The sequence below is a fragment of the Pseudomonas glycinis genome (genome assembly GCF_054871425.1).
The window spans coordinates 417,706-432,437 of record NZ_JBTYHF010000001.1 but is presented as its reverse complement, the minus strand read 5'-3'; the positions used below and the strand labels follow the sequence as shown (position 1 = coordinate 432,437).

The 14,732-nt window shown below is 59.9% G+C and carries 14 protein-coding genes; 9 read left to right on the top strand and 5 right to left on the bottom strand.

Annotated features, from left to right (window positions below; all coding sequences use genetic code 11):
• The 3 genes from ACYSTU_RS01970 (at position 1) to ACYSTU_RS01960 (ending at position 3,872) form a co-directional block, all read left to right on the top strand.
• Positions 1-1,161: an ABC transporter ATP-binding protein gene (locus ACYSTU_RS01970; RefSeq protein ID WP_073472036.1), complete on the top strand. Its 1,161-nt coding sequence runs from the start codon at positions 1-3 to the stop codon at positions 1,159-1,161.
• A 194-nt stretch (positions 1,162-1,355) separates the two neighbouring features.
• Complete coding sequence (locus ACYSTU_RS01965) at positions 1,356-2,705, top strand: carbohydrate porin (protein ID WP_016773536.1); 1,350 nt, start codon at positions 1,356-1,358, stop codon at positions 2,703-2,705.
• Between the two features lie 312 nt (positions 2,706-3,017).
• Positions 3,018-3,872: a D-hexose-6-phosphate mutarotase gene (locus ACYSTU_RS01960; protein ID WP_039758108.1), complete on the top strand. Its 855-nt coding sequence runs from the start codon at positions 3,018-3,020 to the stop codon at positions 3,870-3,872.
• 207 nt (positions 3,873-4,079) lie between these two features.
• Here ACYSTU_RS01960 and ACYSTU_RS01955 read toward each other — a convergent pair whose 3' ends face one another.
• Complete coding sequence (locus ACYSTU_RS01955; protein WP_169842436.1) at positions 4,080-4,940, bottom strand: MurR/RpiR family transcriptional regulator; 861 nt, start codon at positions 4,938-4,940, stop codon at positions 4,080-4,082.
• A 226-nt stretch (positions 4,941-5,166) separates the two neighbouring features.
• Between ACYSTU_RS01955 and zwf the strand changes: the two genes are divergently transcribed.
• From zwf to ACYSTU_RS01935, 4 genes are all read left to right on the top strand, one after another.
• On the top strand, positions 5,167-6,633 hold the full coding sequence (gene zwf / locus ACYSTU_RS01950) for a glucose-6-phosphate dehydrogenase (protein WP_016773537.1): 1,467 nt from the start codon (positions 5,167-5,169) through the stop codon (positions 6,631-6,633).
• Positions 6,620-7,333, top strand: coding sequence for a 6-phosphogluconolactonase (pgl, locus tag ACYSTU_RS01945; protein ID WP_498995496.1), 714 nt, complete (start codon positions 6,620-6,622; stop codon positions 7,331-7,333). The genes zwf and pgl overlap by 14 nt, the downstream gene beginning before the upstream one ends.
• A 17-nt stretch (positions 7,334-7,350) precedes the next feature.
• Complete coding sequence (locus ACYSTU_RS01940) at positions 7,351-8,016, top strand: bifunctional 4-hydroxy-2-oxoglutarate aldolase/2-dehydro-3-deoxy-phosphogluconate aldolase (RefSeq protein ID WP_016773539.1); 666 nt, start codon at positions 7,351-7,353, stop codon at positions 8,014-8,016.
• Positions 8,017-8,188: 172 nt separating this feature from the next.
• The gene (locus ACYSTU_RS01935; RefSeq protein WP_498995491.1) at positions 8,189-8,761 is read left to right on the top strand and encodes a hypothetical protein; all 573 of its coding nucleotides are present in this window, start codon (positions 8,189-8,191) and stop codon (positions 8,759-8,761) included.
• Here ACYSTU_RS01935 and ACYSTU_RS01930 read toward each other — a convergent pair.
• A complete protein-coding gene (locus ACYSTU_RS01930; RefSeq protein ID WP_498995488.1) occupies positions 8,758-9,939 on the bottom strand; it encodes an aminotransferase class V-fold PLP-dependent enzyme in 1,182 nt (393 codons plus the stop codon). The two genes, ACYSTU_RS01935 and ACYSTU_RS01930, sit on opposite strands and share 4 nt — an antisense overlap.
• Before the next feature lie 30 nt (positions 9,940-9,969).
• Complete coding sequence (locus ACYSTU_RS01925; RefSeq protein WP_003227425.1) at positions 9,970-10,206, bottom strand: DUF3820 family protein; 237 nt, start codon at positions 10,204-10,206, stop codon at positions 9,970-9,972.
• Positions 10,207-10,412: 206 nt separating this feature from the next.
• On the opposite strand from ACYSTU_RS01925, the gene ACYSTU_RS01920 reads away from it, so the two are divergent.
• Positions 10,413-10,880, top strand: a complete 468-nt coding sequence (locus ACYSTU_RS01920) for a ferritin-like domain-containing protein (RefSeq protein ID WP_016773542.1) — start codon at positions 10,413-10,415, stop codon at positions 10,878-10,880.
• Positions 10,881-11,172: 292 nt separating this feature from the next.
• On the opposite strand, the gene ACYSTU_RS01915 is transcribed toward ACYSTU_RS01920, so the two are convergent.
• Both ACYSTU_RS01915 and ACYSTU_RS01910 read right to left on the bottom strand, forming a co-directional pair.
• Complete coding sequence (locus ACYSTU_RS01915; protein WP_003227420.1) at positions 11,173-11,643, bottom strand: MaoC family dehydratase; 471 nt, start codon at positions 11,641-11,643, stop codon at positions 11,173-11,175.
• Positions 11,644-11,686: 43 nt separating this feature from the next.
• A complete protein-coding gene (locus tag ACYSTU_RS01910) occupies positions 11,687-12,631 on the bottom strand; it encodes an alpha/beta hydrolase (RefSeq protein WP_217878713.1) in 945 nt (314 codons plus the stop codon).
• A 225-nt stretch (positions 12,632-12,856) separates the two neighbouring features.
• Between ACYSTU_RS01910 and fadD2 the strand changes: the two genes are divergently transcribed.
• On the top strand, positions 12,857-14,545 hold the full coding sequence (fadD2, locus tag ACYSTU_RS01905) for a long-chain-fatty-acid--CoA ligase FadD2 (protein ID WP_024014054.1): 1,689 nt from the start codon (positions 12,857-12,859) through the stop codon (positions 14,543-14,545).
• Positions 14,546-14,732: the final 187 nt, after the last annotated feature.

Below are 14,732 nucleotides of genomic sequence, written 5' to 3'. Positions count from 1 at the left end.
ATGGCTACGCTTGAACTTCGCAACGTAAACAAGACCTACGGGGCCGGCCTGCCGGACACCCTGAAGAACATCGAACTGTCGATCAAGGACGGTGAATTCCTGATCCTCGTCGGCCCGTCGGGCTGCGGCAAATCGACCTTGATGAACTGCATCGCCGGCCTGGAAACCATCACCGGCGGCGCGATCATGATCGGTGATCAGGATGTCAGCGGCATGAGCCCCAAGGATCGCGACATCGCCATGGTGTTCCAGTCCTACGCGCTGTACCCGACCATGAGCGTGCGCGAGAACATCGAGTTCGGCCTGAAGATTCGCAAGATGCCCCAAGCAGCGATCGACGAAGAAGTCGCCCGCGTGGCCAAGCTGTTGCAGATCGAACACCTGCTCAATCGCAAGCCGGGCCAGCTCTCCGGTGGTCAGCAACAGCGCGTGGCGATGGGTCGTGCTCTGGCGCGGCGGCCGAAGATCTACCTGTTCGACGAACCGCTGTCGAACCTCGACGCCAAGCTGCGCGTCGAGATGCGCACCGAAATGAAACTGATGCACCAGCGTCTGAAAACCACCACGGTCTACGTGACCCACGACCAGATCGAGGCGATGACCCTGGGCGACAAGGTCGCGGTGATGAAGGACGGCATCATTCAGCAGTTCGGTACGCCGAAAGACATCTACAACAACCCGGCCAACCTGTTCGTGGCGAGTTTCATCGGTTCGCCGCCGATGAACTTCATTCCCCTGCGTTTGCAGCGCAAGGACGGTCGTCTGCTGGCGCTGCTCGACAGCGGCCAGGCGCGCTGCGAATTGCCGATGAGCATGCAGGACGCCGGGCTTGAAGATCGCGAAGTGATCCTCGGCCTGCGCCCGGAGCAGATCGTGCTGGCGAACGGCGAGGGCAATGGTCTGCCGAGTATTCGCGCCGAAGTGCAGGTCACCGAACCGACCGGTCCGGACACGCTGGTGTTCGTCAATCTGAACGACACCAAGGTCTGCTGCCGACTGGCGCCGGATGTGGCACCGCAGGTAGGCGAAAGCCTGACGCTGCAGTTCGATCCATCGAAAGTGTTGTTGTTCGACGCCAATACCGGTGAGCGTCTGGGCGTTGCGGGCCAGGTGCAGACAGAGACCCGGTCGGCGAATGTGGCGCAGTTCAAAGGGCGCTGAAGTACAAAATGTGGGAGCGAGCCTGCTCGCGAAAGCGGTCTGACATCCAGCATTGATGTCGCCTGATACACCGCATTCGCGAGCAGGCTCGCTCCCACAAAGGAGCACGCGGTGTCCGGCCTGTCGAGCACCGCACTTTATGTAAACCGCGTTAGATAAAAACAGTTAATAACAATAAAGACGAGGATGTAGGGATGAAAAAGAAACACGTCAATGCCCGGTTGATCTGCCAGGTTTCTGCGGCAGCTGCACTGGTGCTGGCCGGTAATGCAATGGCGGCGGATGCGTTCAGCTCCGACTCCAAGTGGATGACCGGCGACTGGGGCGGCGAGCGCACCAAGCTGATCGAGCAGGGTATCGACATCAAGGCCGACTACGTTGGCGAGATGGGCGCCAACCTGAACGGCGGCTACAACGACGACAAGACTGCGCGTTACGCCGACCAGTTCGGTCTGGGCGTGGCCCTCGACCTGCAGAAACTGTGGGGCTGGGATAACACCCAAGCGAAGATCCAGCTGACCAACCGTAACGGCTACAACATCTCCAACGACCGCGTTGGCGATCCGCGTGCCGGCACCCTCAGCTCCTCGCAGGAAGTCTACGGTCGTGGCCACATGGTGCGTCTGACCCAACTGTGGATCCAGCACCAGTTCTTCGACAACAAGCTCGACGTCAAGGCCGGTTACTTCGGCGAAGGCGAAGACTTCAACACCTTCCCGTGCGACTTCCAGAACCTGGCGTTCTGCGGTTCGCAAGTGGGTAACTGGGCGACCAACATCTGGTACAACTGGCCCGTCAGCCAGGCCGCGATCCGTGTGAAGTACAACATCAACGACGAGCTCTACGCGCAAATTGGTGCGTACAACCAGAACCCGTCGCAACTGGAACACGGCAACGGCTTCAAGCTCAGCGGCAGCGGCACCAAGGGTACCGTGCTGCCGGTTGAATTGGTCTGGTCGCCGAAGGTCAACAGCCTGCCGGGCGAATACCGCGTCGGTTACTACAAGAGCACGGCCGATGCCGACGACGTTCGCGAAGACGTCAACGGTCTCGATGCGGCAACCACCGGTGATGACTACAAATCGCACAACAGCAAAAGCGGTTACTGGTTCGTCGCGCAACAGCAACTCACCAGCCACAACGGTGATGCCACTCGCGGTCTGAACATCGCCGCCAACGCGACTTTCCACGACAAGGACACCAACTTCATCGACAACTACCAGTCGGTGATGTTTGTCTACAAAGGCCCGTTCGATGCGCGTCCGAAAGATGACATCGGTATCGGCGCTGCGCGTATCCACGTCAACAAGGACGTCAAGCGCAATGCTGAACTGCTGAACGCTGCCAACGGTGTGTCCGATTACGACAACGCCGCGTTCTCGCCGATTCGTGAAACCGAATACAACTACGAACTCAACTACGGCATCCATGTCACCAACTGGCTGACCGTGCGTCCCAACCTGCAATACATCACCCATCCGGGCGGTGTGGATGAAGTCGATAACGCTTTGGTCGCTGGCCTGAAAATTCAGTCAACGTTCTGACGCGTCTGCGATAAGCTCCTCTCTATGTGCGCATTTTGCGGACAGCCAAGGCTGTCCGCTTTTTTTTGTGACACAGGTCAGATGTGTTGCTTGATGATTTTTTGTGGCTGGAGAGCTTTTTGTGGCGAGGGGATTCATCCCCGCTGGGCTGCGAAGCGGCCCCAAACACTGCAATCGCGATATCACTGACAGACTGCATCCGCTGGTTTCATGACTGCTGCGCAGCCAATCGGGGATAAATCCCCTCGCCACAAAGTGCTATGCAAGGCTTTTGGATTGATAAGTACCCCATGATTTTCAGGACCGTAGCCAATGCATGAGCATCCGCTGCAACGCTTCTTCAAATCCCTGCGCGAGCGACCGGTGTTCGCCTGGGAGCGCTATCAGATGCGCGACGTGTTGGTGATCGATCATCCGCTGTGTCAGGCGGTGTTCAGTCGTCAGGGCGCGCAGTTGCTGCATTTTCAGCCGCGCGGGCAGAAGCCGTGGTTGTGGTGCGCGGCGAAGTGGCCGCATGTCGGCGCGATTCGCGGTGGCGTGCCGGTGTGCTGGCCGTGGTATGGCCGTCATCCGAGCGAAAACGCGTGGCCGTCCCATGGTTGGGCGCGACTGCTCGATTGGAAACTGCTCGACAGCAGCAGCGCCGAGGATGGCGTGCGCCTGCACTGGCAATTGCAGCTGTGCGATTGGCAGGTCGACCTGCACGCGCACCTTGGCGAACGCATGGAATTACGCCTGAGCACCGAGCATCAGGACGACATGCCGTGCCAGTTGAGCCAGGCTTTGCACGCTTACTGGCGTATAGGCGATGTTGGTGAGATAGCGCTGTCTGGGCTCGAAGGCGCGCAGGGTTATGATCAGTTGAATCGTCAGGTTTGCCAGCAGGAAGGCGAGTTGCGAGTCGATGGCGGCTGTCAGCGGGTGTTCCAGCACGACGGCGAATTGCAGCTCAAGGATCACGCCTGGCAGCGCGAGTTGTGCATCGATACCGGTGACAGCGGCGACACCGTCGTCTGGCATCCCGGCGCGCGGCCGTTGCTGGGGGTGAGTTGGGACGAGATTTCCGAATTCGTCTGCGTGGAAGCAGCGGCGGGCGGCACCGACAGCCTGCACCTGGCGCCGGGGGAGAAGGCGCATTTGAGTTTGCAGGCGTGGGCAGCGGCTTAGTGCGTCAAGTACACCGATACCCTCACCCTAGCCCTCTCCCAGAGGGAGAGGGGACCGAATGGGGGATGCTCAAGAATTACGCCGACGTGAAAGTGCAGTTCTGAATCCATAATCGACTGGATATTTCAGGTCGATGTACCGCGCAAGACACCTCGGTCGGCTCCCTCTCCCTCCGGGAGAGGGCTGGGGTGAGGGGGCTTTTGATCTTTAGTTGAATTCGTCCCCAACCGGATACCGGCTGGCATTCAAGCTCTCTTTGATCTTGCGCAGATGCGGCTGGAAATCCACGCCACGGCGCAAGGTCATCCCCGTCGCCAGCACATCCAGCACGGTCAACTGAATGATCCGCGACGTCATCGGCATGTAAATGTCGGTGTCTTCCGGCAACGGAATGTTCAGGCTCAAGGTACTGGCCTTGGCCAGCGGCGAATTCTCCGCCGTCAAACCCAAAACCGAAGCACCGTTCTCCCGGGCAATCCGCGCCACTTCCACCAACTCACGGGTCCGCCCGGTGTAGGAAATGATCACAAACAGCTCACCGGTATGCGCCACCGAAGCAATCATTCGCTGCATCAACACATCGGCATGCGCGGTGACCGCAAGGTTGAAGCGGAAGAACTTGTGCTGCGCATCCAGCGCCACCGGGGCCGAAGCACCGAGGCCGAAGAAGTGGATCTGCCGCGCCTGGATCAACAGGTCGACGGCGCGGCTGATCAGGTTCGGGTCCAGCGCCTGACAAGCGCTGTCCAGCGAGGCGATGGCGCTGCCGAAAATCTTCTGCGTGTACGCCTCGGGATTGTCATCGGCCTCGACCGCGCGGCTGACATACGCCGCGCCACTGGCCAGGCTCTGCGCCAACTGCAGCTTGAGTTCGGGGTAGCCGCTGACACCGAACGAGCGGCAGAAACGGTTGACCGTCGGTTCGCTCACCGAGGCGGCCTGGGCGAGGGCGGCGATGCTGAAGCGGGTGGCCTGCTGCGGGTTGAGCAGGATCACCTCGGCGACCTTACGTTCGGCCTTGTTCAGCTCTTCAAGGCGACTCTGGATCTGTTCCAGTAAATTTCGCACGCGGTCCATATGGAATTCCTGATTCACCGACGCAGAGTTGCGTCGGGCTATGCAAATTGGGCCTTTGATATGGCCCGTGACGGTGGCCTATCCTACTGATGCGTCCGGGCGACCACCACTCGGATTGAGTATTCTGCGAAAATGTTGTGGTTATTACTACATTTTCCCTTGAGTGATGCCTTGAAAAAAGGTATTTGTAGCTTAACTTGATAAAAGAACAAACATCATGCCTTCCATTACGGTTGAACCGTGCACCTTTGCCTTGTTCGGCGCGCTTGGCGATCTGGCCCTGCGCAAGCTGTTTCCTGCCCTGTATCACCTTGACGGTGCCGACCTGCTGCACGAGGACACGCGAATCATCGCGCTGGCCCGTGAGCCCGGCAGCGAGCAGCAGCACATGGCGTTCATCGCCGCCGAATTGCGCCGTTACGTCGGTAAAGAGCTGAACGAAACCGTAGCCGAGCGCTTTCTCGCGCGCCTGACCTATCTGCACGTCGACTTCCTCAAGGCTGAGGATTACGTGGCGCTGGCGGAACTGGCCGGCAGCAGCCAGCGCATGATTGCCTACTTCGCTACTCCGGCGGCGGTGTACGGCGCGATCTGCGAAAACCTCGAGAAAGTCGGCCTGGCCGAAAATACTCGCGTGGTGCTGGAAAAACCGATCGGCTCTGACCTGGAGTCGTCGCGCAAGGTCAACGACGCCGTCGCGCAGTTTTTCCCGGAAGACCGCACCTACCGCATCGACCACTATCTGGGCAAAGAGACCGTTCAAAACCTGATCGCCCTGCGTTTCGCCAACAGCCTGTTCGAAACCCAGTGGAACCAGAATTACATCTCCCACGTGGAAATCACCGTGGCCGAGAAGGTCGGCATCGAAGGCCGTTGGGGCTATTTCGACAAGGCCGGCCAGCTGCGCGACATGATCCAGAATCACCTGTTGCAGCTGCTCTGCCTGATTGCCATGGATCCGCCGGCCGACCTGTCCGCCGACAGCATCCGTGACGAGAAAGTGAAAGTGCTCAAGGCGCTCGCGCCGATCAGCCCGGAAGGCCTGACCACACAAGTGGTGCGCGGCCAGTACATCGCCGGCCACAGCGAGGGCAAATCCGTTCCGGGTTACCTCGAAGAACCGAATTCCAACACCCAGAGCGACACCGAAACCTTCGTCGCCCTGCGTGCCGACATCCGCAACTGGCGCTGGGCCGGCGTGCCGTTCTACCTGCGTACCGGCAAGCGCATGCCGCAGAAGCTGTCGCAGATCGTCATCCACTTCAAGGAACCGTCGCATTACATCTTCGCCCCGGAGCAGCGTCTGCAGATCAGCAACAAACTGATCATCCGCCTGCAACCGGACGAAGGCATTTCCTTGCGCGTGATGACCAAGGAGCAGGGCCTGGACAAGGGCATGCAACTGCGCAGCGGGCCGCTGCAACTGAATTTCTCCGACACCTGGCGTAGCGCGCGGATCCCCGATGCCTACGAGCGGTTGTTGCTGGAAGTGATGAACGGCAATCAGAACCTGTTTGTCCGTAAAGATGAAATCGAAGCCGCGTGGAAGTGGTGTGACCAGCTGATCGCCGGGTGGAAGAAATCCGGTGACGCGCCCAAGCCGTATGCGGCCGGGTCGTGGGGGCCGATGAGCTCCATTGCTTTGATCACGCGGGACGGGAGGTCGTGGTATGGCGATATCTGATGTGCAACTGCCGACGGGCGTGACTGCCCGCGAATTCAACAGCCCGGTGCTGCTCGCCGAAGGCCTGGCGCTGAACGTTGCCAAGCAACTGAGCGACGCCATTGCTGCACGCGGCAACGCGGTGCTGGTGGTGTCCGGCGGGCGCAGCCCGGTAGCATTCTTCCAGCACCTGGCCAAGCAGGAGCTGGACTGGTCGAAGGTCGTCGTGACCCTGGCCGACGAACGCTGGGTACCGGTGGAACATGCCGACAGCAATGCCGGCCTGCTCAAGCAGTATCTGCTCAAAGGCCCGGCAGCCAAGGCGCAGTACCTCAGCCTCTACAGCGCGGCGGCCGACGTCGAGCAGGCTGCGGAACAGGCCGATCGTCTGCTCGGCGAACTGCCGCCGATCGACGTGCTGGTATTGGGCATGGGCGATGACGGTCACACCGCGTCGCTGTTCCCCGACAGCCCGAACCTCGCCGAAGCCCTGCAAGCCGATGGCACACGCCGTTGCTGGCCGATGCTGGCGCCCAGCGTGCCACGTCAGCGCCTGACCATGAGCCGCGCGCTGCTGGCCTCGGCCCGGCACAAGATTTTGTCGATTTCCGGTCAATCGAAACTGACCACCCTGAATGCCGCGCTGGCATCCGATGACGTTGCGGCCATGCCGGTGCGCGCGTTTCTGCAACCTACGTTAGAGATTTACTGGTGCCCATGAGCCAAGGAACAGCCGCTATGACAACCCCATCCCCGACCGTTTCCATGGCGGACAAAGTTGCCCTGATCGACAGTCTCTGCGCCAAGGCGCGGATCCTGCCAGTGATCACCATCGCCCGCGAACAGGACGTGCTGCCACTGGCCGACGCCCTCGCCGCCGGTGGCCTGACCGCGCTGGAAGTGACCCTGCGTTCGCAGTTCGGCCTCAAGGCCATTCAGATCCTGCGCGAACAGCGCCCGGAACTGATGACCGGTGCCGGCACCGTGCTCGACCGCAACATGCTCGCAGCGGCGGAAGCGGCCGGCTCGCAATTCATCGTCACCCCGGGCATCACCCGTGACCTGCTCGAGGCCAGCGTCGACAGCCCGATTCCGCTGTTGCCGGGCATCAGCAACGCTTCGGGGATCATGGAAGGCTACGGTCTGGGCTATCGCCGCTTCAAGCTGTTCCCGGCGGAAGTCAGCGGTGGCGTGGCGGCAATCAAGGCGCTCGGCGGCCCGTTCGGCGAAGTGAAATTCTGCCCGACGGGCGGCGTCGGTCCGGCCAATATCAAGAGCTACATGGCGCTGAAAAACGTCATGTGCGTGGGCGGTAGCTGGATGCTTGATCCGGAGTGGATCAAGAACGGCGACTGGGCGCGCATTCAGGAATGCACAGCCGAAGCCTTGGCGCTGCTGGACTGATCTTTACCCCTACATCTCGTTGTGTGCTTTACGGCTTTATGGTGCGCTTGGTCGGCGCACCTTTTTTTTGCGCTGAAAAAAACTGCCGATACATGCGGCGATACATAGTTACTGCACGTTGTCTTTTTCACGGGGTTAATCTGCGTCCATCTTATGGAAGAGAGAACGCCTCATGGACGACCGTCAGTCTCTGACCCTTACACCACAATCCCGTTATCAACCGCAGCAACTTCCCCTCGGCCGCCCCGCAGCCGATTCCCAAGTGCGCAATATCAGCCAGGGTGTCCAAGGCCTGCCGCTGATCCTGCGTCTGTCGCTGGTCGATGCGATGACCAGCGAGCCGGTCATCGGCGCGCTGGTGCGCATTCAACAGCGTGTCGATGGCGACACCAGCCTTGGCGGCAGTCAATCGACCGACAGCCATGGCATCGTCCGTTTCACCAGTGTCTATCCGGATCGGCCGGCGCACGACGCTGCTTGCCTGAAGCTGAACGTATTCATTCCCGGCGACGAAGCAGGAGCCCAAGCTCACCACGAGGCCTGGGCCGGGACCTTGCAGCTCCCAGGCCGCTGCGGCTGTGAAGGTGCCGCCGAGGACGCCTTGCAGTTGGTATTGCGGCCGATCGCCGGCGCCGATCTTGAATACGGCGCCTTCGCCAGCCTGACCCTCGGCATCGATACCTTCGCCGTGTCGGCGCAGTTGGGTCTTGAAGGCTACGAAAAAAACTCCGGTGTGCCGTTCTAGCGCAGCTGGTTCAATGCGTGGACCAACTGCTCCATCTCGCCAGCCGTGGTGGTCAGCCCCGGGGTGATGCGAATGCACGGCCCGCACGCGGCGCCGGTGCGCACCACGGTGAACAGGTTGAATTCGTTGAGCAGACGCTCGGCCATGGCCTGTTGATCGGTATGCCGGGTGAAGCGCAGCGCGGTGATCCCGCAATACAGTTGCGGGTCGTCCGGTGTCAGCACTTCGATGCCCGGCAGGTGTCGCACGGCGCTGACCCACAGGTTGCGCAGGTAATTCAGGCGAGGGCTTTTGGCTGCGGCGCCGCCGAGCGCGTCGTGCTCTTCGAACACCAGCGGCAAAGTCATCAGCGCCGGGATGTTCGGCGTGCTGTACGAGGTGCGCGCGCGGATATCGGTAATCGGGTAATGCATCTCGCCCATGTCCGGATCGATATCAGCCAGACGCTGCGGGGCGATATAGATGAAGCCAAGGGTCAGCGGTGCGCCGATCCATTTGTGCAGGTTGTAACCGGCGAAAGCGATGCCCAACGCTTGCAGGTCAAATTCAATCTGGCCGAGGGCGTGGGCACCGTCGAGGATGATGTCGACGCCATGCTCTTTGGCCAATGCGGCGATGGCCTGCACCGGCATGACCAGACCGGTGCGATGGGTGACATGGGTCAGCGCCATCAGTTTGAGTTTCGGGTGGCGGGTGAAAGCTTCACGGTAGCTTTCCAGCAGGCTGTCGAAACTGGCGGGATGGTGGTGGGTAATCTCGATGACCTCAACGCCACGCTGTTTCGCCAGCCAGCGCATGGCGCCTTTGACCGTGTCGTACTCAAGGTCGCAGATCAGCACCTGATCGCCCGGTTGCAGGCGATTGTAATTGCGGATCAGCGATTGCAGGCCTTCGGTGGCATTGCGCGTCAGCGCCACGCTTTGCGCGCGCACGCCGATCAGTTCGGCCAGTTGCGCGCGGATCTCAAGGTTGTCGTGCTGTTCAAAGCGCTGGCGCACATAAATCGAGTTGCTGGTGTTGATCAGCTCGATATTGCGCTGGTACTCCTCGATCACCGTGCGCGACATGCGCCCGAAGTAACCGTTTTCCAGATTGACCGGGCCGGGCTGCACATCGTATCGGTCGGCGAATGTCTGCCAGAAGGCTTCGTCACGGGCGCGGCGGGTGTTGTCAGGCATGGTCGGCAAGGCTCAAGAGGGAAGGGCGCGTCAGTGGCGCGGGGCGGGTTTGCCGTGTTTGGCGCGCAGCGGTTCGAGCAGGTCGGACAGGCCGTTGTGGTCGATCTCCTGCATCAACGCCAACAGGCCACCGAGTTCACCGTGGGGAAAGCCTTCACGGGCGAACCAGTTCAGATAGGGGCCAGGCAAGTCGGCAATGATCCGCCCTTTGTACTTGCCGAAGGGCATCTCGCGGGTGATCAGCAGTTCGAGTTTTTCCGGATTCATCAGCACGCTTCATCGATTCACATGACAGCCTGGAAAATACAGGCATTCTGCATGCAGGCCAAATGACAGATCATGCAAAAAACCAGCTTACAGATGGTTCAATCTTTCTTAAGTCGCTGAAAACAAAGATATTTTTACCTGAAGCGAAGCTGGCACGCACACTGCAATATCCCTTGCATCTTCAACCCATCGCAAGGAATTGAAAAATGACCGACATGAATAAAGAAGCCATTTCTGTACTCAACGACCTGATTGAAACCTGCAAGGACGGTCAGGAAGGGTTCAAGACTTGCGCTGAAGACATCAAGCACCCAGAACTGAAAACCCTGTTCGTGCAGCGCTCCGCCGATTGCGCCACCGCAGCAGCCGAGCTGCAGGCTCAGGTACGTTCGCTGGGCGGTGATCCGGAAACTTCGACCAGCGTTGCCGGTGATCTGCACCGTCGCTGGGTCGACGTCAAATCCATGTTCACCGGTAAAGACGAAGAGGCTGTGCTGAACGAAGCCGAGCGCGGTGAAGACCATGCACTGAAGGCTTATCGTGAAGCGATCGAGAAGATCAACAAGCACAATCTGGTTGGCATCAAGGATCTGGTTGAGCGTCAGTACCACGGCGTACAACGCAACCACGACCAGGTGAAAGCCCTGCGTAACCAGGCTCGTGCGAACTCGTAAGAGTTAGTCGGCTGAAAAAAAACGCCAGCTTGTCTGGCGTTTTTTTGTGCCCGCAGGAAAAGCCCCTCACCCTAGCCCTCTCCCGGAGGGAGAGGGGACTGACCGAGGTGAATGCCGGAGTTACGCCGACTTGAGCGATCTGAGTTGAACTCTGGTTCTGGAAGGTCTTGAAGATCGCCCGCGCCGAGCGCAGGATTTGAATCCGATGCAGATCAGCTCCCTTTTCCCCTCGCCCCCTTGGGGGAGAGGGCTGGGGTGAGGGGGTAGCAATCTACCTGACACTTCCCAATCATCAGCCAATACTGATCGCCGGCAATGTCGGCAACGTCACCGTCTGCTGTTTGCGCGGTGCGAGAATTTCGGCCTCGCCATCCACCACCAATTCATCACGCTGATTGAATACCCGAGTAGCAATGCGCACGCGGAATTTCGGCAGTTTCTCCAGAATCTCCAGGCGCACCGTCAACGTGTCGCCGATCTTCACCGGCTTCTGAAAGCTCATCTGCTGACCGATATAGATAGTGCCCGGCCCAGGCAATTCACAGGCCACCGCTGCGCTGATCAGCGCACCGCTGAACATGCCGTGGGCGATGCGTTCCTTGAACATGCTGGCGGCGGCAAATTCGGCGTCCAGGTGCACCGGGTTGTGGTCGCCCGACATCGCGGCGAACAGCTGAATGTCGCGCTCTTCGACAGTCTTGCTGTAGCTGGCGGTCTGGCCGACTTCAAGGGCTTCGTAAGGGATGTTGGTAACCTGGGTCATCGGTTTCGATTCCTGTGACGGATTTCAGTCAATCCACAAAAAATTATTCGCTGCGCTGTGGGCGCCGGTGGCTCAGGGCCTGGTCGATCCAGGCGAGCACATCGGTAGTCACTTCGTCGCGATTGCTTTCATTGAACAATTCGTGCCGGGCCTGCGGGTAGATCTTCAGTTGCAGGTGCTGGCTGCCGGCCCTGCGCAAGGCATTGGCCAGATCTGTCAGACGCTTGCCCTCGCTCACCGGATCACATTCACCGCCAATCACCAGCAGCGGCAGGCCCGGATCGATCTGCGCGAGATTGGACGCTTTGCTGATTTGCTGCAACCCACCGAGCAGGTCGATCCACAGCTGATTGGTGCAGCGAAAGCCGCACAACGGGTCGGCGGCGTACTTGTCGACCTCGGCCGAGTCGCGGCTCAGCCAGTCGAAACGGGTGCGCACCGGTTTGAATTTATTGTTGAACGAGCCGAACGACAGCCACTCGATCAACGCACTGCGGCCCTTGCCGCCCTGACGCAGTTTTTCCAGCCGGGCAATCTGCCGGGCGGCGCGATAGAGGGCCACCGGCTGGAAATTCGAGCCGCTGAGAATCGCCCCGTGCAGACTGGCGCTGTGGTGCAGCAGATAGGCCTGGGCGATGTAGCTGCCCATGCTGTGGCCGAGCAGGATGATCGGCACGCCGGGATGTTGCTGGCCGATGTGCTGATTGAGGCTGGCCAGATCGCCAACCACCTTGCACCAGCCATCGTCATCGGCGAAATGGCCAAGGGTGCCGTTGTCGGCGGTACGACCATGGCCGCGCAGATCCGGGGCGTAGACGCCATAGTCTTTGTCGCAAAACGTGTCAGCGAGCCGCGTGTACCGAGCGCTGTGTTCGGCCATGCCATGGGCCAGCAGAATCACCGCTTTCAATGGCGTGGCTGGCAGCCAGCGGTTGACGTACAGGCGGCTGCGGTCACTCGCGTCCAGCCAGAAGGTGTCGTGGGTCATGGCGATTCCTTTGCTCAGCATCGCCACAGTGTATAGCGCGTCTGATCAGCTCACGCCACGGCAGGAAGATTCACGGGATCAATGAGGGCTTGCGTCATATTTGCCTCAATGGCCATAGCTGCTAGTGTCCGTGAAGCTCCGCTTTGTGCTTTTCGCCTTCCATGGACGAAGCAGAAACGACAGAAAGCGGCTCCCGGATCGGCTCAGGTAACGAGGACAAGAACAATGCAACCTGATTTCTGGAATGACAAACGCCCGGCCGGCGTACCGCTGGACATCGACATGGGCGAGTTCAAGTCGGTCATCGAAGTGTTTGAGCGTTCCTGCAAGAAGTTCGCTGACCGCCCGGCGTTCAGCAGCATGGGCATCACCCTGACCTACGCCGAACTCGAGCGCCAGAGCGCGGCGTTCGCCGGTTATCTGCAGGCCCATACCGATCTGGTGCCGGGGGATCGCATTGCGGTGCAGATGCCCAACGTTCTGCATTATCCGATTGCCGTGTTCGGCGCGCTGCGCGCCGGGCTGATCGTGGTCAATACCAACCCGTTGTATACGCCACGGGAAATGCGCCACCAGTTCAAGGATTCCGGCGCACGCGCGTTGGTCTACCTGAATCTGTTCGGGCAGAAAGTCCAGGAAGTGCTGCCCGACACCGACATCCAATATTTGATCGAAGCGAAGATGGGCGACCTGATGCCCACCGCCAAAGGCTGGCTGGTCAACACCGTGGTCAGCAAAGTGAAGAAACTGGTTCCCGAGTATTCGCTGCCACAAGCCACTTCGTTCAAAAGCGCGCTGCGCATGGGGCGTGGTCTGGGCATCAAGCCGCTGAACGTCGGCCTCGATGACATCGCCGTGCTGCAATACACCGGCGGCACCACCGGCCTGGCGAAGGGCGCGATGCTCACCCACGGCAATCTGGTGGCGAACATGCAGCAGGTGCGCGCCTGTCTGGCTCAGCTCGGCCCGGACGGTCAGCCGCTGTTGCGCGAAGGCCAGGAAGTGATGATTGCGCCGCTGCCGCTGTACCACATCTATGCCTTCACCGCGAATTGCATGTGCATGATGGTCTCGGGCAACCACAACGTGCTGATCTCCAATCCGCGCGACATCGCCGGCTTCATCAAGGAACTGAAAAACTGGCGCTTCTCGGCGCTGCTCGGTTTGAACACCTTGTTCGTTGCGCTGATGGATCACCCTGATTTCAAGACCCTGGATTTCTCCAGCCTCAAGCTCACCAACTCCGGCGGTACCGCGCTGGTCAAAGCCACCGCCGAGCGCTGGGAGCAGATGACCGGTTGCCGTATCACCGAAGGCTACGGCCTGACCGAAACCTCGCCGGTGGCGTGCACCAACCCTTACGGCGATCAGTCGCGCCTGGGCACTGTCGGCTTGCCGGTGCCGGGCACGCTGGTGAAAATCATCAACGATGACGGCGTCGAACAGCCGCTGGGCGAGCGCGGCGAGCTGTGCATCAAAGGCCCGCAGATCATGAAGGGTTACTGGAACAAACCCGAAGCCACCGCCGAAGTGCTGGATGCCGAGGGCTGGTTCAAGTCCGGCGATATCGCCGTGATCGACCCGGACGGTTTTGTGCGCATCGTCGATCGCAAGAAGGACATGATCATCGTCTCCGGTTTCAACGTGTACCCCAACGAAATCGAAGACGTAGTCATGGCCCACCCGAAAGTCGCCAACTGCGCGGTCATCGGCGTGCCGGACGAACGTTCGGGAGAGGCGGTGAAGCTGTTTGTGGTGGCGCGGGAGAGCGGGGTCAGCCTGGAAGAGCTGAAGGCGTACTGCAAAGAGAATTTCACGGCCTACAAGGTGCCGAAACACATCGTGCTGCGTGAGTCGTTGCCGATGACGCCTGTAGGGAAAATTCTGCGGCGCGAGTTGCGGGATATCGCCTAGGTCTGAACCGCAGCGCTTGTGACATTCGCGAGCAGGCTCGCTCCCACAGGTATCGATGGTTTCTGTGGGAGCGAGCCTGCTCGCGAATCTTTTGTGCCCGCTGAATTCGGGGGTTTTGGGGAGTTATAGGATTTTTGCTCTAAAATGACCGCTGGCAAGTCTTGAGTCATCAATATGACTGTAGGGG